The following is a 24,046-nucleotide window of genomic DNA, read 5'->3' as shown; positions in this document are numbered from 1 at the left end:
CGGGGACCCCGGGCGGGCACTGTTCCCGTCCGCTCTCACACACCCGCTGCGAGGCCACCTTGCTCCGCGCTGTCTCCCTTTCCAAGCACTATGACGCCGAGCTGCTGTTCGAAGGCGTCGAACTCACCCTGAACGCCGGTGACCGGCTCGGCCTCGTCGGGCCCAACGGGGCCGGCAAGACCACGCTGCTGCGGGTCCTGACCGGCGCCGAGAAGCCGACGAGCGGCCACGTCAGCCTCGCGCCCGGCCGGAGGATCGGGTACTTCGCTCAGCAGGTACCAGATCCCGGGCTTTCCGTTCTTGCCTTTCTGTGTGACGGCGAGGTCGACCGGCTGGCCCGCCGGATGCGCGAGCTCGAGGCCCGGCTGGCCGACGACCTCACGCTCCTCGACGAATACGGGCGGGTCCAGGACCGCTGGCTGGCCTTGGAGGGCTGGTCGGCGCCGCAGCGGCGGGCCGAGGTCCGCGACCGGCTCGACATCGCGCACCTGCCCGACGACCTGCCGCTCGGCGACGTCAGCGGCGGCGAGCAGGCCCGGCTGATGCTCGCCCGGGTGCTGCTGTCGACCCCCGACGTGCTGATCCTCGACGAGCCGACGAACCATCTCGACGCGGCCGGCACGGCGTGGCTCGGCGAGTTCCTCGCGGCGTTCCGCGGTGCGGTCATGGTCGTCACGCACGACCGCGCGTTCCTCGACCGGACGGTGACCAGGATCGTCGAACTCGACGGCATCCACACCCAGCCGCAGTGGTACGAGGGCGGCTACACCGACTACCGGGCCGAGAAGACCCGCCGCTGGCAGAAGCTCCTGCTCGACCACGAGGCGCAGGAGAAGTACCGGCGCCGCCTGGAGGCCGACATCGCGACCACCGCCGAGCAGGCCCGCGGCGTCGAGCAGTCGGTGCGCTCGGGGCTCGGCTCGGACAAGATCCGCCGGTACGCGAAGAAGGTCGCCAAGAAGGCCAAGTCCCGCGAGCGGCGGCTGACCCGGCAGCTCACGTCCGCCCGGTGGATCGCCGAACCGACCACCCGTCCCCCGCTCACGCTCGCCTTCCCGTCTCCCGACCCCGACCCGGACGCCTCGGTCATGGCCGCCCGCGGCCTCACGGTGAAACTCGGCTCGCGGCGCATCCTGGACGACGTCGACCTGGACATCCACGGCCGCATCCTGGTCACCGGCCCCAACGGCGCCGGCAAGACCACCCTGCTGCGGGCGCTGTCCGGCGCGCTCCCACTGGACGCGGGGACCGTCACCACCGAACTGGACGTCGCCGTGCTCCCGCAGACCCACGACGACCTTCGCGGCGACGACCGGACCGTGCTGGGATACTTCCGTTCCAGGGTGCCGGTGTACGTCGACGAGGCCGAAGCCCTGCTCGAAGCGCACCTGTTCGGCCCGGACGAGTGGGACCGCCGGCTGCGCGACCTCAGCGCCGGCGAACTGCGCCGTCTGCTCCTCGCCGTCATCGTCAACACCGGCGCCCAGATCCTCTTCCTCGACGAACCCACCAACTACCTCGACTTCGAGGCGATCGACGTCGTCGAGGAGGCCCTCCGCGCGTACCACGGGACGATGGTGATGATCACGCACGACGCGTACTTCGCCCGCAACGTCGGCTTCGACCAGCGCTGGGAGGTCGGCGCCGGCCACGTGACCGCGGCGTGACTACGCCTCGAAGTAGGCGGCGCTCTCCGCGTCTGCCGGGTAGTAGGACTCGATCGCGATCTCGTCGACCGTGATGTCCATCGGGGTGCCGAAGGTCGTGATGGTCGAGAACAGCCGCAGCTCCCGCCCGCCGACCCGGAGCACCATCGGGATCACCACGTCGGCGTCGACCCGCCGGCCCTCCGTGTTCTCGGGCTCGTGGGTCAGCAGTTCCTCGTACAGTGCGGCAAGCTCCGGGTCGGGCGCGGCGGCGAGCTGGCGGGCGATCCGGGCGCGGAACACCGCCCGCACGTCGGCGAGGTTGACGACCATGGGAGCGAACCCGCGCGGGTCCAGGCCCAGCCGCACCAGGTTGACTGGCGGCCGCAACAGCTCGGGGGCGACCTGCGCGAGGAACGGCTCGACCGCGCGGTTGGTCATCAGGATGTTCCACCCGCGGTCGAAGACCAGCGCCGGGTAGGGCTCGTGGGCCCGGAGCACCCGGCGCACCGCGGCCAGGGCGGCCGACAGGGCGGTGTCGTCGAGTGGGCGCTCCGCGTATCGGGGCGCGAAACCGGCGGCGAGCAACAGCCGGTTGCGCTCCCGCAGCGGCACCTGGAGCTGCTCGGCGAGCCGCAAGACCATCTCCGCGCTCGGCTTGGACTTGCCGGTCTCGACCAGGCTGACGTGCCGGGCCGAGACCTCCGCGGCGATGGCCAGGTCGAGTTGGCTGACTCCCCGGCGCTTCCGCCACTGCCTCAGGAGCTCCCCGACCGTGTGCACGATCATGAGCGTACTGATCGTCCCGCCGAGCGCCATGAAATGCGAGTTCATCGACAATCGAACGGCCCGGGGAAACACTTCCGCCCATGACCATTGAGAACAAGACCATCGTGCAACGTGCGCTGGCGGGCCTGATCGCGACGGGCGACGTCGACACGCTCGCCTCGTCCCTCAGCAACGACTTCGTCCACCACCGACCAGGTGCGGCGCCGTCGACCAGGACGGAATGGCTCGCCGCCGTCCAGACCGCGCTCGGCCCCACCGCAGGCATGCAGGTCGAGATCCTGCACCTGCTCGCCGACAGCGACCACGTCGTGGTGCACTCACGCCGCCGGCTCCCCGGCACGGGCCCGGAGATCGTGGTCGTCGACGTCCTGCGCATCGACAACGGCCTGATCGCCGAAGGCTGGGAGATCATCGAACCGGTCGCCCAGGCCGCCGCGAACCTGACGTGGTGGGAAGGCACCCGGCACTGACCGCGGCAAGGTGCGGCGCCGAAGAGCCTGTTGGGAGCTGCCGGTTGCGGTTGCTGGTGAGGGTAGTCCGCTGGGAGCCCCGAGGACCGGCAGCTCCCCTACAGGCTCCCGGGGGAGAACTCCACCGACCAGCGCCCCATTCAGCCTCGGCTGCCGGCGCGGTCCGGTAAGGCGGTGTCGCCGGCGGTCGAGCGGCCACGGCTGGTGGGACGCAGGGTCGCGGCGGCGAGCGTGACGGCGAGGCAGCAGGTGAGCAACGCCGCCAGGCGGTGGTGGGCGGCGTCCCAATCGGGGCTCGTGACGGACACGAACACCGACAGCCGGCGCGGGGCGAACGCGAGCGCGGCGACGACGACCAGCACGACGGGTGCCGCGGTCGGGCTGACGATGCCGCGGGGGGTGAACCGCCAGGCGACGACCGCGGCGGCCACCGCGACCGCACCCAGGACGGAGGCCTCGAGGGTCAGGCCGGGCAATGGCAGGTGGTCGCCGGTGCCCTCCTGAGCCCCGGCGCGGGTGATGGCGATCGCCGCGGCCCACCACAGGGCCATGGCGGTGGTGGCGACGGTGGTCCGGATCGCGATGCCGTGCCAGGCGGGGGCCGGGGCCGTGGCGGTGGTCGGCTTGGCGGGGTCGTCGAACAGGAACGCCAGGCCGACGGCGGCACACGCCACGCCGAGCCGGAGCAGGGTGGCCAGGTTGTCGGGGCTGAGCGTCACGGACAGCGCCGCGGGGACGGTGACGATCGCGAGGCCGGCCGCCATCGCGCCGAGGAGCGGTGCCTGGCGGGTCGCCCGCAGCGTCGGCCACACCACTGCCAGCCGGTTCATGCCGACCCGGCCCGTCCACGCGCGGCGGCCGGGGTCGGTCGGCGCGGGGCTGACCCCGCCGGCCGGCGCACCCCTGCGCCTGCCAGGCGCCGCTCCGCCGGCCGAACCAGCCACCGGCCGGCCACCAACGTGCCGGCCGGGGCCACCAACGTGCCGGCCGGGGCCACCGACGAGACGGCCGGGGCCGCCGACGAGACGGCCGGCGGGTCGCTGACCTGGCGTGCGGCCGGGCCGGGCGCGGCCGAGCCACACGCCACCACGATGGGCGCGGCCAAACCACGCACCACCACGGCGGACGCGGCCAAACCACACACCACGGCGGACGCGGCCGAACCACACACCACCACGGCGAGCCTGGCCGAACCGTGCGGTGGTGGGAGTGGGGTCAGGTGAGGCATACGTGGCGCTCCTCGAGCGGAGGTTCCGGGGCGATCGGGACGCCGATGAGGGTGGCGAAGCGGTCCGCTGGGGTGGCCGGGGCGGTGAGCTCCGTCCAGTTGGCGGCGACCAGGGCACCGACCTCGGCGGGCGGGTGGCTCAGGGCGGCGAGGCCCGGGCCGGCGTCGCGATCGGGGACGGACAGGCCCATGGAGGTCGTGTCGTCCATGAAGGCGAGGCCGCCGGTGCTGGCAGCGTCGAGGCGGTGCAGGCCCTCGGCCGTGTCGGCGGTGGCCTGGCCGACCAGCCAGACCAGGACGGCACCGCGGGCGCCGCAGACCAGGCTGGTGGGGGTGAACGGGCTGCCGGTCAAGAGGCGGAGGGCCACGCTGGCGGCGAAGCTGGCCTCGGCGGTGCCGTTGCCCCAGGCGGTGCTGACCGGGATCGCGGCAGGGGTGCCGGCGGCCGCCGCGGCGCGCTCCCAGGCGGTGTCGCGGGCATCCTGGTCGGCGGAGAAGCTGACGTCGGCGCCGGTCGGGTAGCCGTAGGCCCAGACGCGCTGCCGGATTGCCAAGGGCTGGCCGGCGACGGTGGCGGGGACGGGGCGGCGGACGCCCTGGACCACCGCGTCCCAGCCGGCGATCCAGGGGGTGAACCCGGTGAAGGCGCAGTAGGTGACGTCGCCGCGGTGGTGGCAGGTCTGCAGGGCGGCGGGGTTGTCGGTGGCGGTGATCGCGGCGCGGCGCAGGGCGTCGTCGGTGTGGAACTGGGCGGCGCCGGCGGTCGCGGTGAGCGCCAGGGCGAGCGCCAGGGCGACGACGACCGGGCGGCGACGAGCACCGGAACGCGATCCGGCAAGGACGCCGGAGCGGGCGACGGCGGCGACGGCGACCAGGGCGATGAGGCCGGTCAGGTACGCGAGATGGCGCAGCGACGGGCGGTCGACGACGTCGGCGGGCAGTGCGAAGGGCAGGTCGCTGAACATCACCGGCAGGAGCAGCCGCAGGGCGGTGTTGCCCCTGGCCGCGGCGACCAGGGTGACGAACGAGGCGACGACGAACCCGAACATGGCGAGCGGGGCGACGACGGCGGAGCGCACCAGCCTGGCGAGCAGCACCCCGACGGCGGCGAACAGCAGCACGACGGCCGGGGTCGTGGCGAGCTCCGCCGGGTCGGGGTGGCCGACGGCGCCGGGGAGCAGGGCGAGTGCGCCGACGCGGGCCGTGACGAGGACGCCGACCGCGGCCGCGTACGGCAGTGGGGCGAGCAGGAACGCGGCGGTGCGCCACGGGGCCGGCAGGACGAGGACCGAGTAGAGCGCGTCGGTGTGGTGGCGGTGGGCGCGCAGCGTGTTGAGGTTGGCGACGACGAGAGCGCCGCCGCCGAGGACGAAGATGCCGAGCACCTGCAGGTCGACGGCCTTGTCGTGCAGCACCGGATAGCGGTCGGTGGTGCCGGTGGCCACGTCGTAGACCCATGGGGCGACGAACAGCAGCAGCGCCGCGACGGTCACCGGGTGGCGCAGGAACCGCACGGCCTCGGCCCTCGCGAGGGCGAGCATGGCTCGGCGGGGCGCCTGGGCCGGCGGCACCGTGACCGGCGTCGCGAGCGCGGTCATGGTGCACCGCCGGAGGAAAGGTCGACGAGCATCAGATAGCCGTCCTCGATGGTGGGTGGCAGCAGCTCGGCGCCGTGGGGCGGGTCGCCGACGTGGCGGTGCAGGCCGGTGCCGGTGCGCCAGGAGGCGAGGGCGCCGGGCTCGCGGGTGGCGCTGGTCCAGACCCGGCCGGCGGCGAGCGCGGCGAGGTCGGCCGGGGTGCCGCTGAAGCGGACAGTGCCCTGGTCGATGACGACGACCTGGCGGCACAGGGACATGACGTCCTCGGTCTGGTGGGTGGACAGCAGCACGGCCCGCTCCTCGCCGAGGTCGGCGAACAGCTCGCGGAAGCGCATCCGCTGCTGCGGGTCGAGGCCGACCGTCGGCTCGTCGAGGATGAGCAGATCGGGGTCGCCGACGAGGGCGGTGGCGAGGGCGACCCGCTGGCGCATGCCGCCGGACAGGGCCCGGATGCGGGTGCGGCGCTGGTCGTCGAGGCCGACGGCGGACAGGACGCGGCGGACCTCGGCGTGCCGGTCGCCGCGGTGGGTGAGCTCCTTGAGGATCGCGACGTAGTCGACGAACTCGAACGCGGTGAAGCCGGGGTGGAAGCCGGGGTCCTGGGGCAGGTAACCGAGGCGCCGGCGCACGGCGAGCCGGCCTGGTGCGGTGCGCGGGTCGTGGCCGAGGACGCGCAGCGAGCCGGCGTCGGGGTTGAGGGCGGTGGCGAGGATCCGCAGCAGTGTGGTCTTGCCGGCGCCGTTGGGCCCGAGCAGGCCGGTGACGCCGGTGCCGAGGGTGAGCGTGACCCCGTCGAGAGCGGCCTTGCGCCCATAGCGCAGGACCAGGCCGTCTGCGCGCACGGCGACGTCGATGCCGGCGTCGATACTCATCGGATCCTCCTGAAGCGGGACGTGTCGAAGGCCGAGGCCCGCCGGGCGAGGACGGCGGCGGCGAGGACGGCGGCGAGCGCGGTGCCGGACTGGCCGGCGGTGGTGAACAGGGCGCCGGTCAGGGCGGCGACCAGGCAAGCCCAGCCGACGCCCACGGCGCAGGCCGCGATGACGGTGCCGAACCTCGGGGCGAGCAGCAGGGTGAGCACGGTCAGCGCGAGCGACGGCAGGAACCAGCCGGCGGCGGCAAGACCGGCGTCGACGGCGAGGCTGGCCAGGGCGCAGAGCACCGTGTTGGCGGAGACGACCGTGACGCAGCGCAGCAGGAGCAGCCGGAAGGACTGCATCGGCGCGACGAGCGCCATCTCATACGTGGGGTCGATGCCGGGTCCGAACGACACCGCGACGCCGATGAGCGGCAGCAGCGGCGCCGCGGCGAGGAACACGATCGGGTCGGCGAGCCGGGCGATCGTGGCGGTCATCGCGAGGGTCAGCGCGACCGCGACCAGCCACGACAGGCGCAGCGCCGGGGTCGCGGCGAGCAGCCTGGCCGTGTGGTCGGGCACGCCGAGCAGCAGCAGGAGCCGCTCGACCGGGCCGGGGACGGCCGCGTCGAGGGAGGCGTCGAGGCGGGCCCAGCCGTCCTCGACGAGCTGCGGGTCGGCCTGTGCCACGCAACCGTGCAGCCGGTCGCGGCACGAGGCACACGCGCCGAGGTGGGCCTCGACCGACCAGAGCAGCGGCCCGGCGAGCCCACCGCCGGCATACGCGTGCAGGTCGGAGTCCTGGAGATGCCAGGCAGGGGAACGTCTCATGCCAGCTCCTGCCGTAGTTGCCGGCGGGCCCGCATCGCCCGCGTCTTGACCGTGCCGGGCGGGATGCCGAGCAGCACCGCGGCCTCGGCGGTGGTGAGTCCGTCCAGGACGGTGGCCTGGACGACGGCCCGCAGCTCCGGGGAGAGGCGGGCCAGGGCCCCGGCGAGGTCGCCGTGCTCGACGCCGTGCAGCACCTGCTCCTCGGCGGACGGCTCGTCGCGGCCGCGCAGGCGGGCGAGGAGACGGCCGAGCCGGTGCCCGGAGCTGTTGCGGCGCAGCGCGTCGATGAGCCGTCGCGAGCCGATCCGCCACAGCCAGCCGGCGACATCACCCTCGTCGCGATAGCGCGCGGCACCGCCGTGCCACAGGTCGAGGAACGTCTCCTGCACCACGTCGTCGACCAGGGACTCGTCGGCACATCGATACCGCAACCGCAGCGTCAACCACACGGCGTGGCGTCGATAGAACACCTCGAACGCCGCCCGGTCGCCGGCGGCAGCCAGCGCCAGCAGATCGGCGTCAGATGGAACCCTCACACCCCATCATCGGATCGAGGCCGCCGATCGGTTCATGTGCAACAGCGAAAAGCGCGAGAAACTACGGAGCGGCGTTGAGCAGATCCACCGCGCTGTGCTGGCAGCGGTGGTCCGTGGCGGTCCGCGGCCCGGCCCAGTGACTGCCGTAGGCATCCAGGGTGTCCCGGTCGTTGAGATACGCACTGTCCGCGTTGCGCTGCAGATACGAGTTGTACGCCCCGCCGACAGCCCCGTTGAGCACGCCGAGCCCGCGGATCGCCGCGCCCTTGAACGACGCCCCGTCGCCGGAGCAGGTGTTGCTCTCGTTGGGCTCGCGCAGGATCCCGCCCGGCGACAGGTAGCCGCTGCCGACCAGCGCGTCCCCGATGCGCCGCGCGGTGGCCAGGGCGGCCGCGTCGCCGGTGAGCCGGTTGAGCTGGACGAGCGCGTTGATCAGGACGCCCTGGTTGTAGGTCCAGGTGACGGAACCGTTGTTGCGGCACGTGCTGAGGCTGATCCCGTCGTTGACCAGGTTGGCGCTGTTGAGCATCCCGGTGCTCTGGAACCAGGTCCAGCCCGCCAGGGCCCGCCCGCGGTAGACGGTGTCGCCCGGGATCCGCGCGGACAGGGCCGCATTGAGCTGGATGTACAGGCTGTTCTCGATCGCGTTCTTGACCAGCCGGTCGGTCTTCCACCAGACGCCGCCACCGCAGCGGGTGTCCCAGTAGGCGAACATGTGATCGGCGCCGGCGCGGGCGGTGTTCAGGTAGCGGCTGTCACCGGTCGCGTCGTAGGCGGCCACCCAGGCCAGTGCCCACCAGCCGGTGTCGTCCAGGTATTCGTTGCGGAACTGGCCGAGTTTGGCGTTGACCTGCTTGTCGTAGGTGGTGGCGATGGCGTACCGGTAGCTGCCCATCCCCGAGCGCCGGCTGTTGTCGATGACGGCGGTGAGCGCGTTGGCCGAGGTCCACCAGTCGTTGTCGCCGAACAGGCCGGTGCCGAGGTTGTACCGCATCATCAGGGCGGTCGCCGCCGCGGTGCGCCGGTCCCACGCGTTCCAGGTGCTGCGGGTCCACGCCGTGCAGGTCAGCTCCGGCCGGTCGCCGGCCTTGCCGCAGGCGCGCAGCGCCCCGACCCCGTTCGCCGCCCAGTTGTCGACGTTGAACTGCGCGGTCCGCCGGCCGGTGGCACCGGCGGGCACGGCGCCGGCGCCGAGGCGGCTGTCGACCCAGGTGCGACCACCGTCGAAGGACCGGTCCAGCCACACCTCGTCGCCGGCCTTGCCGTTGTCGAGGCTCGCCCACGCCATGGCGTCGGTGTCGTTGACGTGCACGGTGAAGCGCCGCCCGTACAGGGTGCTGCTCACCGGCTGCCGGTCGGACGGGGCGAGCCCGGCGTCGCGGCCGTCGCAGTAACGGTTGCAGATCGTGGTGGCGGCGCCGGCGGGTGCGGGGACGGCCACAAGAAAAACCAGAACAAACACCGGCACGAAAAGCAGGCGCAGGGACACAGTTCCCTCCCAGGGAATCGTGGCCCGGACCGCCATCCGGTTTTCATCGACGATCCTCCACACAACGAGTTCTGTCAACTCTTGACACAACCGGGCGGCGCCGACACACTCGCCACAATCGTCAATGTCCGGCACCGGAGGAGCACCCGCGTTGCAAAAGCTCGCCGCCGCCCTCGTGGGCTGCCTCATCGCGATCGCCGCGGTGGCCACCCCCGCCGAGGCCGCCGTCACCACCCGGCCGATCAAGATCATGCCGCTCGGCGACTCGATCACCTGGGGCGAGGGCAGCCCGACCACCTCCAGCTACCGGGCCCCGCTCTACAACCGCCTGGTCGGCGCGGCCGGATACGCCGTGGACTTCGTCGGCTCACAACGGTCCGGCTCGCTGCCGGACACCGACAACGAGGGGCACTCCGGCTGGCGGATCGACCAGATCGCGGCGAACATCGACGGCTGGCTCGGCACGTATCAGCCCGACGTGGTGCTCCTGCACATCGGCACCAACGACATGAACCAGAACTACCAGGTGGGCACGGCACCGCAGCGGCTCGGCGGGCTCATCGACCAGATCCTCGCGGCCCGCCCCACCGCCACCGTCCTGGTCGCGAAGATCGTGCCCGCGCTCGACGCCACCATCCAGGCACGCATCAACGCCTTCAACGCGGCCGTCCCAGGCATCGTGGGCTCCCGTGGTACCAGAGCCAAGCTTGTCGATCTTTCGACGCTCGCCGCATCGGACCTCAACGACACGCTGCACCCGAACGACTCCGGCTACGCGAAGATGGCCGTGCGCTGGTACACCGCGCTGGAGGCGGTCCTCGGCGACGGCCGCGACTGGCCCCTGCTGCGCTCGTCGTTCGAGACCGGCGACACCGCACCGACCTGGCTGGACAGCGCCGGGGCGGCCATCGGCGTCGGCGGCTACTGCTGCGCGCTGACCGCGATGGAGTCCTCGCCCCGGGCCGAGTTGGCCCACAGCGGCACCAGCGCGCTGATGTACTCCGGCAGCGACAACTCCGCCACCCAGTCCTACTCCTACCAGCGGATCTTCGCCGCGGACCTGCCGATCGGGCCGTCCAGCGTGCTGTCGTACTGGATCTACCCGCAGCAGGCGACCGGCACGTTCGTCGGCGTCGACCTGCAGTTCAGCGACGGCTCGGCGCTGCGCGACTCCGGCGCCGTCGACCAGTTCGGGGTCCGCGCCCACCCGCAGCTGCAGGGCGAGGGCGGCCACCTGGTGCTCAACCAGTGGAACCTGGTCCGGGTCAACCTCGGCGCCCTGGCCGGGCGCACCGTCACCCGCGTCGACGTCGGCTTCGACCGGCCGACGGGCACCGGGCCGTTCCGCGGGTACGTCGACGACATCGCCGTCACGGACGAGGGCGGCGCGTATCCGGGCATCAACCTGGCCCGGGGCGCCGCCGTCACCGGCAGCGCCGGCTGCGTCGCCGCCGAGTCCCCGGCGAAGGCCACCGACGGCGTGACCACCGGCAACAGCAAGTGGTGCAGCGGTGCCGCCGGCGCGTCCCTGCAGGTCGACCTCGGCGCGAGCCGCACGCTGCGGAGGTTCGTGGTCCGGCACGCGTCCGCCGGCGGCGAGGCGCAGGCGCTGAACACCCGTGCCTTCTCCATCCAGGTCAGCGCCGACGCCACGACGTGGACGACCGCGGTGACCGTGACCGCCAACAGCGACGGGGTGACCAGCCACCGGGTGAACCCGACCACCGCCCGCTATGTGCGCCTGGTGGTGACCACCCCGACGCAGACGACCGATGCGGCCACTCGCATCTACGAACTCGAGATCGAGGGCGCCTGACGCCAAAAGACGTCAGGGACCGCCGTAGCCGGGACTGGTGTCGGCCTCGTCGTCGATGACGAACGACGGGCCGACCCGGTCGCACAGCACCTTCGGGTCGAGCGGCTCCCACCTGGTCCCGGCGACGGCGCGCAGGTAGGTGCAGCCGTCGCCCCACCAGCTCGGCTCGTATGCCACGACGTCGACCCGCTCGCCGACGAGCTGGAGCCGGACCTGGTCGGCGACGACCCCCGCCTCGTCGTCCAGGTCGGATCCGGCGACCGTCAGCAGGGCCAGCAGGCCGCCGTCGTCCTCGCGCCAGGCCCGCAGCCGGCCGCCGCGGCGCAGCTCGCCGCAGCCGGCCACATGGATCGTGTAGGTGAAGTCGGGCGTGTCGTACACCAGCTTTGCAACCACACCTATCGATATTACGCACGGCCTCAGCGCATGCCGCGATACACCCCACGCAGGCGGTCGAGGCGCTGGCGCTGCTCATACGTGGCGCCGAGCGCGATGAGCAGCAGGCCGGTGCCGCCGAAGAGGAGCAGCAGCATCCACACGGGCAGGCCGATGCGCAGCAGCTCGTTGACGGTGGCGATGATCGTCACCGCGGAGCCGACCGCGACCGGGGCCTTCTGCTGCCGGACCGCGCCGATCGCGACGGTGACGACCCCGCCGAGGATCAGCAGGACGCGGCGCAACTGCGGGGAGTCCTCGTTGGCGACCGCGAGGGCGAGGCTCGGCGCGAACCCGGCGACCAGCGCCGGGCCGTACGCGAGCCAGCTGCCCAGCTCCGGGCGCCGGCGGATCTCCAGCAGGCCGGTGATGAGCGCCAGGACCGCGAACGGCAGCGTGTACGCCTCGATCACGGCGACCTTGACCGTGATGAGCAGCAGCCAGATCGCGATCAGCTCGGCGACCGAGGCCGCGATGATGAGCACGACCCGTTGCTGGCCGCTGCGACCCTTGCGGGCGGCGGACAGGCCGAGGACCGCGCCCAGGGCCGTGAGGGCGGCCGCGGTGTGCGCGGCGGAGCCGAGGGTGAGCAGGACCGCGATGACCGCACCGGCGTAGCCGGCCGCCTCGATCGTCATCGCCTCCCGGTTGATGCTGTTGCCGGGCCGCAGCCTCGGCAGCGCGGCGCCGAGCACGAGCAGCATCGTCGCGACGATCAGCAGCGGAAACGCGCACTGGCGCAGCGGTAGGCCGGCGGCGAGCCCGGCGGCGAGGGCGAAGCCCTGCGCGGTCGACCCGGCCACGTGCCAGCCGAGCATCCGGCCGTTGGGCGTGCGTCCCCAGATGCCGGCGACCGCGCCGACGACGACCGAACCGGCCAGCCACGTCAGGGTCTGCTGCTTCGTGGCGAGGCTGCCCGCGCCGCCGGCACCGGCGGCCAGCACGGCGATGACGAAGACCAGCCGGCGGGCGTTGATGAGCATCCGGCCGTCGGAGCTGTCGGCCTCCGGCGGCACCGTCAGGGCCAGGCCGAGACCGGCGATCGTGGCGACCAGCAGCGCCGCGGTCGGCTGCCACGGCCACGACGCGTGCAGTGCGGCCGGGGCGATGAGCAGGGTCAGCGCACCGCTCGGCACGACGATCGCGACGGCGCGGCTGGCCACGGCCTGGCCGGTGCCGCCGAGACCGACCGCCATCAGCGCACCGGCGATGGTGAGCAGTGCGGCCGCGAGCACGTGGGTGCCGTTGCCCGCGAAGCGGCCGAGCTCGCCGAGGTCCGACGCGGTCTGCGCGGTGCCCGTCCACGGTTTCTGGATCCACTTGTACGGCCCGGCGAGCGCCGCGTACACCGACGGCGCCACGAACACCACGACGATGAGGGCGGGCACCCCGGCCGCCGCAGCGACCCCGAGGGTGTATCCGCGGGGCGCCCGGACCTGCCGCCAGCGACCGGCGGGCGCACCGGAGTTGTCGGGCCGGAACCCGGAGGACGGGACCCACTCGACGCTGCGCTGCCAGGTGACCCGCAGCAGTTCCGCGAGGACGCCGAGCAGGGCCGCCGCTGCGGCGTACACGACCGCGCCGTCCCGCTGGACGATCAGCGCGACGACGGCCGTGGTGGTCGCGCCGCCGGCGACGCCGACGGTCACGTACGGCAGGTAGCCCGGCGCCTGCTGGGCGCCGGTCGCGGCGGCGGCGAGGCCGACGGCGCTGGTCGCGAGCGCGGCGATGAGGACGGTGCTGGTCCGGTCGGGGTGCAGGCCGCCGGCGGCCGCCGCGGCGGCACCGGCCAGCGCGAACAGGGTGGCGGCGACGCCCGACCCGCCGACGAAGGTGAGCGGGCCGTCGAGGGGGTTGCCCCGGCGGATCGCGATGGCCCTGGCGAGGCCGGCCACGCACACGCCGCTGACGGCGAGCGCGACCAGGGTGCCGGCGGTCGCGCCGGGCCGGACCAGGCTCGCGCCGGCGGCGAACATGCCGGCGATGAGGGCCGCGGCGAGCCGGGTGTAGGCGGCGCGCCAGCTTCTCGCGGTCGCGGCCCAGGCGCCGATCCCGGTGGCGGCGATCCAGCCGACGACCATCGGGGTCTGCCAGCCGAGGCCGAGGCCGACGGGCGCGCCGATGGCGGCGAGGGCGGCCGCCGCGGATGCGGTGTCGTCGCCGTAGGGCTGCGGCAGCGCGATCGCGGCCGCCCCGGCGAGCAGCAGCAACGCGATCGGGACCTGCCAGCCGTACGTGGCGAGCTGCTGCGCGTTGACCAGCCAGCGCTCGTCGAGCACCGCGCGCCACGGCGGGTCGGCGGCGCGGATCACCCCGACGGCGCCGATGACGGACATGGTCCCCGCGTAGACGCCCGTGCAGGCGCCGACGGTGGCGGCGCCGGCGACCGGGCCGCGGCGCCACTCGTCGGGCAGGCTGCGGGCGGCGACCGCGACCGCGAACACCAGCAGCGCGAGGGTCACCACCTCGATGCCGTCGGAGGCGAGCGACACGGCCCTGGCCACGGCGCCGATCCCGGCGATGGTCACGGCGGCGGCCGCGGCGTCGGCGCCGGTGATGTCCGCGCCGAACGTCTGCCGGTCGTCCATCCGCGGCGCGACCCACAGCATCAGCGCGGCGATCAGCATCAGCAGGCCGATCACCAGGTCGATGGTGGTGGCGCCGCCGGAGCGCAGGACGGCGATCGCGACCGCGACGGCGCCGGCGGTCGCGCCGATCAGCAGCGGCGGGCTCTGCGCACCCCGGGCGACCTGGGTGATGGCGGCGTACCCGAGGGTCACGGCGAGCGCGAGGAAGGTCATCACCAACACGACGGTCGCGCCGCCGGGCAGGTCGCCGAAGAGGATCGCGGCACCGGCCGCGGCGGCACCGGGCAGTGCGAACAGGGCACCGCCGGCGGCGGCGTCGGACACCCTGCGGGTGACGAAGTCGCCGTTCACGTCGGTGCGGTGCGGCCGTGGCAGCAGCGCGATGCCGGCGCCGGCCGCGGAGATGACGACGAGGGTCAGGGCGGTCGCGGACGGCCGGGCGAGGCTGGCAGCGGCCGCGTAGAGGCCGAGAACCAGGGCCGCGCCGAGGCAGACCCAGGCGGTGTGGGCCTCGGGGACCCGCATCGCGAGCGCGCCGACGATGACCGCGCCGGCGACCGCGAGGGCGGGGATCATCAGCCAGCTCAGGCCGAACGCGGCGGGCGCGACGAGCAGCGTCAGGGCGGCGCCGATGACCGCGACGTCGGCCCGGAACCGCTCCGGGGGCGGCACGGTGACGACCGCGCCGGACCGGTTGGCACCGTCGCGGGTGCCGGTCGCGGCGCCGGGCCCGCCGGGCCGGTTGACCGGCGGCGGCGACTCCGGCCGGGGGTCGTCCCAGACGCCGGTGTGCGGGCCGGTCTGCGCGCCGCCCAGCGGGCCGGGCCACAGGCCGGGCGGCGGGGTGGGTCGCCGCTCGTCGGTGGCGGGCCCGCGACCGAACGCGGCGCCGAGGCGGGCACCGGGCCACGAACCGGAGCCGAGCGGCACGTCGACCGGCTCGGTGCGCCCGCTGAGCATGAGGATGCCCGCGGCGGTCAGCAGCAGCACCGCGACGACGGACTGCCAGCCGTCGGGACCGACGGCGGTGTCGACGGCCGCGCGGTACGCCGTGAGATCCGCGTTCCACACCGGCCACGCCGCCTTCAGCGGGGCGGCGAGCGCCGGCAGGACCGTGACGACCAGCTGCAGGGTGGTGGCGGCGGTCGCGACGGAGACCGCGTAGCGGGGACCCCGGCGGGCGTCGCCGGGCAGGAGCGGCACGCCGACCGCCGCGAGCGCCACGGCGAGGGCGAGGAACACCAGGGTGGAGCCGGGGAACGCGACGGCGCCCACCCTGGCGAACGCGGCGATGACGGCGATGGTGGCGATGCCGGCGGCGATGTCGGGCACGGCGCCGCGGCGCCAGTTCAGCGAGCCGGCGACACCGATCGCGGCGGCGACCAGGGTGACCGCGGCGGCGCGGACGGTCTCGCCGAGGGCCTCGGTGGTGGCGAGGGCGCCGGCGGCGCAGACCAGGGCCGCGCCGAACGTGATCGCGAACAGCACCCAGGCCGCGTCCCGCATGAGGGTGTCGGCGAACCGGTCGGTCTGCGGGGTGTGCGTCGGCTCGGCGCCGGCCGGGTGCTGCTGCCCGTCCGGCCCGATGACCGGGGTGGGCTCGCGCTGCTCGAGACGGCGTCGGACGGTCTGGCCGAGGGCGATGCCGAACGCGAGGTCGATGAGGGCGACCCCGGACAGGGCGAGGGACCAGCCGGCCGGGCCGCGGATGACGTCGTAGGCGATCAGCGGCAGGACCGGCTGCAGGGCGATGAGGGTCGCGTACCGCGAGGCGATGAGGTGGCTCTGCATGCTGTACACGGCCGCGATGCCGGCCGTGGCGGCGCAGACGATGCCCATGTACAGCGTGGTCTCGAGCCGGTCGACGCCGAGCAGCCCCTCGGAGCGCAGGACGTAGCCGTCGAGCAGGACGAGCAGCAGCGCGACCGACGCCACGGTCTCCGCGGTGGCGGTGAGGCCGCGCCGGACCAGCATCAACGGCAGTGCGAGGGCACCGGCGGTGATGAGGGCGAGCAGCACGACCCGCCCGACGGTGCCGATCGAGCCGAACGCGTCGGTGGTGAGCACGATCGCGGCGCCGGCGAGGAGCAGACCGCCGAGCGCGAGGACCGACGCCTGCATGCTGGAGGTGGTCGCCTCGGGCTCGTCGACCGGCCCGTGCGGGCCGGATCCGCCCGGCGGGCGGCGCATCTGCGGCAGCGCCCGCTGTGCCGTCCGCCGTGGCGGCGCCATCACCGGCCGGTGGTCCGGCGCGGACCCGGTCAGGGCCGGTTCCTGCTCCTGTGGCGCTCGCGGGGAGTACACCTGCTGCTCTTGCGTTCTTGGCTCTTGGGTCTGCCGCGCGGCGGGCGGGGTGCTCTCGATCTTCGGCCCGCGACCGAGCCGGGGGCGCCGGGTGCGGCCGGTCTGCTCCTGGTCGATGGACTGGCGGACCTTGCGGCGCAGCGAGTCGCGCTGCGCGGAGGCGTGGGCGAGCTGGCGGCGCAGCTTCTGGCTGTCGTCGGTCAGGTCGCGTTTCTTCTGTTCCAGTGACGCGACGGTGCGCTGGAACAGGGCGAGCGCGGCGGCGTCGGGGTCGTGCGGGCGGCCGCAATCACGGCAGCCGGTGGCCTCACTGGCCGGGCCACCGCACGCCGGGCACGGATACGTCTCCACGCGACTCCTCCCCCCGGGCCGCAGCCGGGGGTGACCGCGTGTGCGGCCACCCCCGGCTGTTCACGCCCTACTGGGAAGAATGCCTTGTTTCGACGTGTCGCGAAAGCGAAGCGCCCGTTCGGGAGATTCCGTCGTTTAAGCGACGGTGGGCTTGCCCATGCCGCGGTACTCCCAGCCGGCGGCGACCCACACGGACTGGTCGAGGCAGTTTCGCCCGTCGATGACCCGCCGGGCGGCGACGAGCTCGTTGAGCGCGTTGGGGTCCGTGTTGCGGAACTCCTCCCACTCCGTCAGCACGCAGACCAGGTCCGCGCCGCTGACGGCGTCGGTGAGGGTCTTGGCGTAGGTCACGTCGTCGACGTCGTTGCGGGCGTTGTCCATGCCCTCCGGGTCGTAGACCGTGACGTCGGCGCCGGAGCGGGACAGCTTGCGCACCACCGACAGGGCCGGCGAGTCGCGCACGTCGTCGGAGTTGGGCTTGAAGGTGGCGCCGAGCACGGTGATCCGGGTGCCGGCCAGGTCCGGGCCGGCCGGGCCGTAGCCGCGGCCGAGCAGCTCGGCGGACAGCTGCACGATCTTCTGCCGGCGGCGCTGGTTGATCAGGTCGACCTCGTGCAGGAACCGCAGCGCCTCGCCGACGCCGAGCTCCTGGGCGCGGGCCTGGAACGCGCGGATGTCCTTGGGCAGGCAGCCACCGCCGAAGCCGACGCCGGCGCGGAGGAACTTGTTGCCGATCCGGGCGTCGTAGCCGATCGACCGGGCGAGCTGCGTCACATCGGCGCCGGCGGCCTCGCAGACCTCGGCCATCGCGTTGATGAAGGAGATCTTGGTGGCGAGGAAGGCGTTGGCGGCGACCTTGACCAGCTCGGCGGTGGCGAAGTCGGTGACGACGACGGGGACCTCGCGGTCCTCGGTGAGCGCCAGGTCGAACACGCCCTTGTGGGCGGCGTAGAGCATGCCGGTGGCCCACTCGCTCTTCACGCCGAAGATGATCCGGTTAGGGCGCAGCACGTCCTCGACGGCGACGCCCTCCTGCAGGAACTCGGGGCTCCACGCGACCTCGACGCCGAGCTCGGCGGGGGTGTGGCGGCGCACCAGCTGCTCGATCCACTCGGCGGTGCCGACCGGGACGGTCGACTTGCCGGCGATCAGCGCCTTGCGCTTGAGCAGCGGCGCGAGGTTGGTGACGGCGCTCTCGACGTGGGAGAGGTCGGCGGCCATGCCGTCGGGGCGCTGCGGGGTGCCCACACAGATGAAGTGGACGTCACCGAACTCGGCGACCTCCTCCCACGAGGTGGTGAAGCGCAGCCGGCCGGCCGACAGGTTCTTCCGGAGCAGCTCGTCAAGGCCGGGTTCGTGGATCGGCACGTCACCGCCGGCCAGCTTGGCGATCTTCGCCTCGTCGACGTCGAAGCCGAGCACCTCGTAACCGAGCTCGGCGAAGCAGATGGCGTAGGTCGCGCCAAGATAGCCGGTGCCGAGAAAGGTCAGCCGCGGGCGCGGTGCGCCGGAGGGCGCGGCTGCTACGGGTGGGGTGCTCGGGTACGCGATGGTCACGCCTGTATCTCCGCTCTTCCCGTTTCCGCAAATGCCATCATTTTGGACATTTGTGGCGTATAGGGCTGGGTGTTGCCGACGTTGCTCCGGCGAGAGTAGTCCCTCCCCGCCGACCGCGCGTTCAGCTCCTTGGTTACTCGTCGGTATGCTCACCCCCTGAACGGCGGTTCAGGATCTTTTCTTCGAGGGGGCGTCGGTGTTCGAGGTCTATCAGCTGCCTGAGGAGCATGTCGCGATCCGTGAGGCGGTGCGTGCGGTGTGTGACGGCAAGGTCGCACCGAACGCCGCCGCGGCCGACGAGAACAGCGAGTTCCCGCAGGCCTCCTACGACGCGCTGCGGGCGTCCGACTTCCACGCCCCGCACATCCCCGAGGAGTACGGTGGCGCCGGCGCCGACGCCCTCGCGACCGCCATCGTCATCGAGGAGGTCGCCCGGGCCTGCGCGTCCTCGTCGCTGATCCCCGCGGTCAACAAGCTCGGCACCATGCCGCTGCTGCTGGCCGCCTCGGCCGCACTGAAGCAGCGGTATCTGCCCGCGGTGGCCGCCGGCGACGCCATGTTCTCCTACTGCCTGTCCGAGCCCGACGCCGGCAGCGACGCGGCCGGCATGAAGACCCGCGCTCAGCTGGATGGGGACACCTGGGTCCTCAACGGCGTCAAGCGCTGGATCACCAACGCCGGGGTCAGCGAGTACTACACCGTGTTCGCCGTCACCGACCCGGCCGCCCGCTCCCGCGGCATCTCCGCCTTCGTGGTCGAGCGGTCCGACGAGGGCGTCAGCTTCGGCGCGCCGGAGAAGAAGCTCGGCATCAAGGGCTCCCCCACCCGCGAGGTGTACCTCGACAACGTCCGCATCCCCGCGGACCGCATCATCGGCGAGCCGGGCACCGGCTTCGGCACCGCCATGCAGACCCTGGACCACACCCGGGTGACGATCGCCGCCCAGGCCCTCGGCATCGCCCAGGGCGCCCTGGACTTCGCCCTCGGCTACGTGCAGGAGCGCCGGCAGTTCGGCAAGGCGATCGCCGACTTCCAGGGCATCCAGTTCATGCTCGCCGAGATGGGCATGAAGCTCGAGGCCGCCCGCCAGCTCACCTACGCCGCCGCGGGCAAGTCCGAGCGCGGTGACAAGGACCTCACCTACTTCGGCGCGGCCGCGAAGTGCTTCGCCTCCGACGCCGCGATGCAGATCACCACCGACGCGGTGCAGCTGCTGGGCGGCTACGGCTACACGAAGGACTTCCCGCTCGAGCGCATGATGCGCGACGCCAAGATCACCCAGATCTACGAGGGCACGAACCAAGTGCAGCGGATCGTGATGGCAAGACAGCTGCTCAACGGCTAGTACACCTCGATCTCCGCGAACTGCATCCGGTACGTCGGGTCGTTCGGGTTCGTGTTGCGCAGGCTGGTGCCGACGACCCGGATGTAGCGGGCGCCCTGCGCGCCGAACGTGAACCGCTGCGCACCGGTGCCGGGGACCGCCAGGCCCGTACGGATCAGCGCTGGTGCCCAGGTCTGGCCGTTGGCCGACACCTCGACCCGGAGCGTGACCGGGAAGCCCTGGCCGGCGTTCCCAGCGTCGCTGCGCGCGAACAGGTCGACGCGGTTGACGGCGCGGGCGGTGCCCAGGTCGAGTTGCAGCCACTCGGCGTGGTTGACGCCGAGGTTGTTGTTCGACGACCAGCCCATCGATGTCGGTGTCGAGGTGCGCTGGCCGTCGTTCACCGCCGCCAGTGTCCAGCCCGACGCCTCGGCGCTGCTGCTCGCGGAGCGGGCGGCCGGGCCGGCGAGGTTGGTCGCGCCGATGGTGGTCTCGAACTTGGACGTCCGGTTGGTCTCCGGGATCCAGGTGACGCCGTCGGTGCTGTACGACTCGCCGCCGCTCGGGTACGGGGCCGCATCGTTGTAGGTGAGGCCGTAGCAGCCGGTCGTGGTGGCCGAGGTGACGCGGATGCCGTACCGGGTACCGGCGGTCACCGCCACGTCCGGTGAGATGGTGACGTTGCGCGGTGCCCAGCCGATGTCCGATGCGGGGACCGTGGTGGTGTACAACGGGCTGCCGCTCGCCGTCACGATGCTGATGGTCAGGCCGGCGTTGACCGGGCCGCGTTGGAAGGTGGTGTACGAGGCACTCGTCAGCGTTCCGGTGCGGGTGGCCACGAAACTCTGTGTCCGGCGCAGCAGCGAGGCCGAGATGTCGCACCAGGTGCGGTAACCGTCCACTCCTCCGGTGGAGTCACGGTCCGCTGGTACCAGCTGCGCACCGGCCGCGCCCGTCGTCAGCGTCAGGGTCACGCTGTTGCTGCAGGCGAAGGGGGAGATCGAGCCGTCGCCGGCGAAGCTCAGCGGTGCCCAGTGGAAGTTGGCGAGCGCCTCGTTGTTCTGGCCGTTCCACAGGTCGCTGCCGTAGAGGTACTCGGTGCCGGTGCTGGTGGGGATCGCCGCCACGAACGACGGCTGGCCGCCGCAGGAGTTGGCGTTGATGCTCATCGGCGCGGTCCAGGTGCCCAGCGGTGCGGTGGCGCGCTTGTACCAGGTCTGCGTGCCGGTGCAGTACGCGCAGGTCGGTCCGTAGACGTAGTAGTAGACGCCACCGCGCTTGAACAGTGACGGCGCTTCGGTGTGCGTCGACCCCAGTCGGGTGTAGGCGCCGGTCCCGGTCGTGTACGTGGCGTCGAGCCGCTCGATGATCTGGTCGTGGCTGCCGGCGCCGGCGCCGCGGATGTCGGTGTAGGCGATGTACCCGGTGCCGTCGTCGTCGACGAACAGGTCATGGTCGCCGTTGTTGAACCCGGCGCCGGTGCCCTGCACGGCGAGCGTCGGCTCGGCGACCTCCGTGAACGGCCCGGCCGGGTCGGTGGAGGTGAGGACGCGGTAGCCGCTCGGGTTGTCGTAGCCGTTGACCCACAGCACGTACTGCCCGGTCGCCGCGTTGCGCACCACGTGTGGCCGGTAGCAGCCGAAGCGCGGCGGCGCGCACCGGCCCTGCCACAGCGCGGTCGAGGCGTCGAACAGCGGCCCGCGATCGGTCCAGTGCACCAGGTCCGGCGAGCTGTACACCTTGAACCCGCAGAACGGTGTGCCGTTGGTGTTGAGCGCGTAGCCGCAGTCGTATGAGGTGCCGTACAGGTAGTACACGCCGCCGAACAGCGCCAGGTCACCGTCGTGCGCGTCGACGGCGTTGCCTGCCGTGTCGTACCGGGTGACCTGGTTGCCGTTGCTGTCGAAGTTGACGATCGTCGTGGTGTGCGCGGCCAGCGCGGGCGACGGCAGGGCGAGGGCGGCACCGGACAGGACTAGGACGCCGGCGGCTATGGCCAGGGCGAAGCGGCGAACGGACATGGAAACCTCCACGGTGGCGGCCGGGATCATTCGCTGGGTTGAATCGTTTCAAGAACGCTCGATGCGTCAACGCTAAGGAATCGTCGCCACCCCGTCAATGTCCCGCAGGGGTACGCGCCGAGCGGCGGGGAAGAAACGGCCGGGCTGGCCGCGGGTCCGTGGTCGGAGGACGGAGCTCCACTCGGCAACCGGGTCTTCGTCAGCGTCACCGACAAGTCCCACACCAACAAAGAAGCCGAAGGGTGCGACGAAGCTCGGCCCGCACCCGGCCAGCGTCGAATCCGCAATATCTTGAGCTTGTTGTCCTTGGGCGCCTGTCCACGCGATCTCACGCCGAACCGGTCCGACGGTTCTACCAGCTGCGTTGTTCCCGCTACGCTGCGGGCGTGGAAACCATCTCGGCGACCCTGGCTCACGGCGCGGACGACGGATGGACCATCGACGTGCCGAAGGTCGGGCAGGCGACGGTCGCCGATCCGCGGCTGGCCGACTTCGAATGCCGCCAGTTGCTGCAGCGGAAGCTGGGGATCGACTGGTTTACCGCCGAAGAACTTGACGTCCGCCTGGTGAACGGTGCGGGTGCGCCGCTGTATGTCTTCGACCTGCTGTGCACCGGGCCTGTCGAATCCGGCCGGGTCGCCGCGCTGGCGGCGGCACCACCTGACGGGTGCCGGTTCGCCGACCTCGGTGGGATGCCGGCGCTACGGTGTGTGCGGTCAGGTCCGAGCCGGCTCGCCGCCGTTGCGGCACTGGTCGCGCAACTCCGTGATGAGCACGGCATCGAGGCGGACGACTTGGGCTTCGAGCAGTTGTGGGAGTGGGCAGGCAGCCTGGAGCAGCGGGAGCGGATGGTCGCGCACCTCCTGCTCATGGCCACCCACCGGGCCCGCCTGATCGGCCTGTCCACCGACGACGTGGTGGCGTTCGTTCACACAACGATGGGCTGACCAGCCGCGCGAGAGCGGTAACGGTGGCACTCCCTAAACCTCAGCCCATCGATCACCTTGACTGCAATAAGCGCCATATTTGATACACTTTGCAGATGTCCTCCGTTGAAGTTTTGGCCCGGCTGGCCACCGAGATCGCCGAGGATCAATGGGGGCTGGTAACCCGTGCCCAAGCTCTCGCGGCGGGGGCACCTCGGGCGACCTTCGCTCGCCTGGTGGCGGCTGGGGCGCTGGTGCGCGTGGCGCACGGTGTGTATCGGGTCGCCGGGGGACCGGATGCGGGTCATCTTGATCTGCGGGCTGCGTGGCTACAGCTCGATCCGCTCACGCCGGCGTGGCAGCGGGTGCAGTCCGACCGGGTGGCGGTTGTGTCGCATCGGTCCGCGGCAGAGCTGTACGGCCTCGGGGACCTGATCGCCGACATTCACGAGTTCGCCGTTCCGGTACGAACCCAGACGCGACGGCAGGACGTAAAGCTGTATCTGCGTCAGGTTCCGCCGGAGGACCGGGACCTGGTGGGCGGGTTGCCGGTGACCCGGGCGCATCGGATCGTGGCGGACCTGTTGGACGGGTACGAGGACGGGAGCGCGGTGACCACCATCGCGGTGGAGGCGGTCCGACGCGGGCTGACGACCGTGGACAAGATCGCCGAGTCGGTGGCACCACTCGCCCGCAGATATCAGGCGGACGACGGCCCGGCGCTGGCAAACCAGCTGTTGGGTGATGTCGCATGACGGAGCCATTCCCATACGGGTCGCCCGCAGCGTTGCGCGCCGGCCTGACGGATCGACTGAAGAAGTTGGCAAGCGAATCCGCGTTCACGGTGACCGACCTGCAGCGCCAGTTCGCATACGACCGGCTGTTGGCCCGGGTCTTCAGCGCGCCAGATGCTGATCGATGGGTGCTCAAGGGTGCCGCCGCGCTGCTGGCACGCCTGGAGGTGGCTCGGCACAGCAAGGACATCGACTTGTCCTGGCAATCCACCACCGGGCTCGACGAGGCGGAGCAGGCACTCCGGGCCTGCGCCAGGCGCAACGTGGGCGACTTCCTCAGTTTCGAGATCAAGCCGCCGACCCCGCTCGTCGGCGACAAGGGTCGACGGTTCGCGTGCGTGGCCGATCTGGGTGGGCGGCCGTTCGCGTCGTTTTCGGTGGATCTGGTCGCTGGGCATTCGATGACTCACCCGCCGGAGGTCGTGCCAGCCGTTACAAGGATCTCGTCGACCTGGTTCTGATCGCTCGCACTCAGCAGCCCATCGCT

General features: G+C 72.5%; 19 protein-coding genes. 8 read left to right on the top strand and 11 right to left on the bottom strand.

Features of this window, described 5'->3' with window-relative positions:
- The first annotated feature begins 59 nt into the window (after positions 1 to 59).
- Complete coding sequence (locus Dsi01nite_RS07600; RefSeq protein WP_203845314.1) at positions 60 to 1,667, top strand: ABC-F family ATP-binding cassette domain-containing protein; 1,608 nt, start codon at positions 60 to 62, stop codon at positions 1,665 to 1,667.
- Here Dsi01nite_RS07600 and Dsi01nite_RS07595 read toward each other — a convergent pair whose 3' ends face one another.
- Positions 1,668 to 2,480 (bottom strand): helix-turn-helix domain-containing protein, encoded by an 813-nt coding sequence (locus Dsi01nite_RS07595; RefSeq protein ID WP_239135755.1) that lies wholly within the window; start codon positions 2,478 to 2,480, stop codon positions 1,668 to 1,670.
- A 35-nt stretch (positions 2,481 to 2,515) separates the two neighbouring features.
- Between Dsi01nite_RS07595 and Dsi01nite_RS07590 the strand changes: the two genes are divergently transcribed.
- Entirely contained in the window at positions 2,516 to 2,905 is a 390-nt protein-coding gene (locus tag Dsi01nite_RS07590) for a nuclear transport factor 2 family protein (RefSeq protein WP_239135754.1), read from the top strand.
- A 140-nt stretch (positions 2,906 to 3,045) separates the two neighbouring features.
- Here Dsi01nite_RS07590 and Dsi01nite_RS07585 read toward each other — a convergent pair whose 3' ends face one another.
- Entirely contained in the window at positions 3,046 to 3,849 is an 804-nt protein-coding gene (locus Dsi01nite_RS07585; RefSeq protein ID WP_203845312.1) for a hypothetical protein, read from the bottom strand.
- Positions 3,850 to 3,864: 15 nt separating this feature from the next.
- On the opposite strand from Dsi01nite_RS07585, the gene Dsi01nite_RS07580 reads away from it, so the two are divergent.
- Positions 3,865 to 4,128, top strand: coding sequence for a hypothetical protein (locus Dsi01nite_RS07580; protein ID WP_203845311.1), 264 nt, complete (start codon positions 3,865 to 3,867; stop codon positions 4,126 to 4,128).
- On the opposite strand, the gene Dsi01nite_RS07575 is transcribed toward Dsi01nite_RS07580, so the two are convergent.
- From Dsi01nite_RS07575 to Dsi01nite_RS07555, 5 genes are all read right to left on the bottom strand, one after another.
- On the bottom strand, positions 4,121 to 5,731 hold the full coding sequence (locus tag Dsi01nite_RS07575; protein ID WP_203845310.1) for a hypothetical protein: 1,611 nt from the start codon (positions 5,729 to 5,731) through the stop codon (positions 4,121 to 4,123). The two genes, Dsi01nite_RS07580 and Dsi01nite_RS07575, sit on opposite strands and share 8 nt — an antisense overlap.
- Positions 5,728 to 6,603 carry an ABC transporter ATP-binding protein gene (locus Dsi01nite_RS07570; RefSeq protein WP_203845309.1) on the bottom strand — a complete coding sequence of 292 codons (876 nt, stop codon included), beginning with the start codon at positions 6,601 to 6,603 and terminating at the stop codon, positions 5,728 to 5,730. The genes Dsi01nite_RS07575 and Dsi01nite_RS07570 overlap by 4 nt, the downstream gene beginning before the upstream one ends.
- Positions 6,600 to 7,418, bottom strand: coding sequence for a zf-HC2 domain-containing protein (locus tag Dsi01nite_RS07565; protein WP_203845308.1), 819 nt, complete (start codon positions 7,416 to 7,418; stop codon positions 6,600 to 6,602). Before Dsi01nite_RS07565 ends, Dsi01nite_RS07570 begins: the two co-directional genes overlap by 4 nt.
- A complete protein-coding gene (locus Dsi01nite_RS07560; protein WP_203845307.1) occupies positions 7,415 to 7,954 on the bottom strand; it encodes an RNA polymerase sigma factor in 540 nt (179 codons plus the stop codon). The genes Dsi01nite_RS07565 and Dsi01nite_RS07560 overlap by 4 nt, the downstream gene beginning before the upstream one ends.
- 61 nt (positions 7,955 to 8,015) lie before the next feature.
- On the bottom strand, positions 8,016 to 9,395 hold the full coding sequence (locus Dsi01nite_RS07555; RefSeq protein ID WP_239135753.1) for a glycoside hydrolase family 76 protein: 1,380 nt from the start codon (positions 9,393 to 9,395) through the stop codon (positions 8,016 to 8,018).
- A gap of 199 nt (positions 9,396 to 9,594) precedes the next feature.
- On the opposite strand from Dsi01nite_RS07555, the gene Dsi01nite_RS07550 reads away from it, so the two are divergent.
- Positions 9,595 to 11,259 carry a GDSL-type esterase/lipase family protein gene (locus Dsi01nite_RS07550; protein WP_203845305.1) on the top strand — a complete coding sequence of 555 codons (1,665 nt, stop codon included), beginning with the start codon at positions 9,595 to 9,597 and terminating at the stop codon, positions 11,257 to 11,259.
- A gap of 12 nt (positions 11,260 to 11,271) precedes the next feature.
- Here Dsi01nite_RS07550 and Dsi01nite_RS07545 read toward each other — a convergent pair whose 3' ends face one another.
- The 3 genes from Dsi01nite_RS07545 to Dsi01nite_RS07535 all read right to left on the bottom strand — a co-directional run bounded on the left by Dsi01nite_RS07545 (position 11,272) and on the right by Dsi01nite_RS07535 (position 18,494).
- Complete coding sequence (locus Dsi01nite_RS07545) at positions 11,272 to 11,655, bottom strand: hypothetical protein (protein WP_203845304.1); 384 nt, start codon at positions 11,653 to 11,655, stop codon at positions 11,272 to 11,274.
- Between the two features lie 23 nt (positions 11,656 to 11,678).
- Complete coding sequence (locus Dsi01nite_RS07540; RefSeq protein ID WP_203845303.1) at positions 11,679 to 16,937, bottom strand: SCO7613 C-terminal domain-containing membrane protein; 5,259 nt, start codon at positions 16,935 to 16,937, stop codon at positions 11,679 to 11,681.
- A gap of 135 nt (positions 16,938 to 17,072) precedes the next feature.
- Positions 17,073 to 18,494 carry a UDP-glucose dehydrogenase family protein gene (locus Dsi01nite_RS07535; protein ID WP_203845302.1) on the bottom strand — a complete coding sequence of 474 codons (1,422 nt, stop codon included), beginning with the start codon at positions 18,492 to 18,494 and terminating at the stop codon, positions 17,073 to 17,075.
- Between the two features lie 196 nt (positions 18,495 to 18,690).
- Between Dsi01nite_RS07535 and Dsi01nite_RS07530 the strand changes: the two genes are divergently transcribed.
- Positions 18,691 to 19,839 (top strand): acyl-CoA dehydrogenase family protein, encoded by a 1,149-nt coding sequence (locus Dsi01nite_RS07530; RefSeq protein ID WP_203845301.1) that lies wholly within the window; start codon positions 18,691 to 18,693, stop codon positions 19,837 to 19,839.
- Here the strand turns inward: Dsi01nite_RS07530 and Dsi01nite_RS07525 are convergent.
- Positions 19,836 to 21,839: a family 43 glycosylhydrolase gene (locus tag Dsi01nite_RS07525; RefSeq protein WP_203845300.1), complete on the bottom strand. Its 2,004-nt coding sequence runs from the start codon at positions 21,837 to 21,839 to the stop codon at positions 19,836 to 19,838. The two genes, Dsi01nite_RS07530 and Dsi01nite_RS07525, sit on opposite strands and share 4 nt — an antisense overlap.
- 242 nt (positions 21,840 to 22,081) lie before the next feature.
- On the opposite strand from Dsi01nite_RS07525, the gene Dsi01nite_RS07520 reads away from it, so the two are divergent.
- The 3 genes from Dsi01nite_RS07520 (at position 22,082) to Dsi01nite_RS07510 (ending at position 24,020) form a co-directional block, all read left to right on the top strand.
- Positions 22,082 to 22,786 carry a hypothetical protein gene (locus Dsi01nite_RS07520; protein WP_203845299.1) on the top strand — a complete coding sequence of 235 codons (705 nt, stop codon included), beginning with the start codon at positions 22,082 to 22,084 and terminating at the stop codon, positions 22,784 to 22,786.
- Between the two features lie 95 nt (positions 22,787 to 22,881).
- The gene (locus tag Dsi01nite_RS07515) at positions 22,882 to 23,520 is read left to right on the top strand and encodes a type IV toxin-antitoxin system AbiEi family antitoxin domain-containing protein (RefSeq protein ID WP_203845298.1); all 639 of its coding nucleotides are present in this window, start codon (positions 22,882 to 22,884) and stop codon (positions 23,518 to 23,520) included.
- Positions 23,517 to 24,020, top strand: coding sequence for a nucleotidyl transferase AbiEii/AbiGii toxin family protein (locus Dsi01nite_RS07510; RefSeq protein ID WP_203845297.1), 504 nt, complete (start codon positions 23,517 to 23,519; stop codon positions 24,018 to 24,020). Before Dsi01nite_RS07515 ends, Dsi01nite_RS07510 begins: the two co-directional genes overlap by 4 nt.
- Positions 24,021 to 24,046 lie beyond the last annotated feature (26 nt).

This window comes from Dactylosporangium siamense, assembly GCF_016862795.1.
In the GTDB taxonomy this organism is placed as follows: Bacteria; Actinomycetota; Actinomycetes; order Mycobacteriales; family Micromonosporaceae; genus Dactylosporangium; species Dactylosporangium siamense.
The sequence above is the reverse complement of the archived record's forward strand: the minus strand, read 5'-3'. Positions and strand labels throughout refer to the sequence as shown.

What these genes read in the sequence shown, in the direction of transcription:
- Dsi01nite_RS07510 (WP_203845297.1), top strand. Translation starts at nt 23,517, where the DNA reads ATGACGGAGCCATTCCCATACGGGTCGCCCGCAGCGTTGCGCGCCGGC.
- Dsi01nite_RS07515 (WP_203845298.1), top strand. Translation starts at nt 22,882, where the DNA reads ATGTCCTCCGTTGAAGTTTTGGCCCGGCTGGCCACCGAGATCGCCGAG.
- Dsi01nite_RS07565 (WP_203845308.1), bottom strand. Translation starts at nt 7,418, where the DNA reads ATGAGACGTTCCCCTGCCTGGCATCTCCAGGACTCCGACCTGCACGCG.
- Dsi01nite_RS07590 (WP_239135754.1), top strand. Translation starts at nt 2,516, where the DNA reads ATGACCATTGAGAACAAGACCATCGTGCAACGTGCGCTGGCGGGCCTG.
- Dsi01nite_RS07570 (WP_203845309.1), bottom strand. Translation starts at nt 6,603, where the DNA reads ATGAGTATCGACGCCGGCATCGACGTCGCCGTGCGCGCAGACGGCCTG.
- Dsi01nite_RS07595 (WP_239135755.1), bottom strand. Translation starts at nt 2,480, where the DNA reads ATGAACTCGCATTTCATGGCGCTCGGCGGGACGATCAGTACGCTCATG.
- Dsi01nite_RS07575 (WP_203845310.1), bottom strand. Translation starts at nt 5,731, where the DNA reads ATGACCGCGCTCGCGACGCCGGTCACGGTGCCGCCGGCCCAGGCGCCC.
- Dsi01nite_RS07525 (WP_203845300.1), bottom strand. Translation starts at nt 21,839, where the DNA reads ATGTCCGTTCGCCGCTTCGCCCTGGCCATAGCCGCCGGCGTCCTAGTC.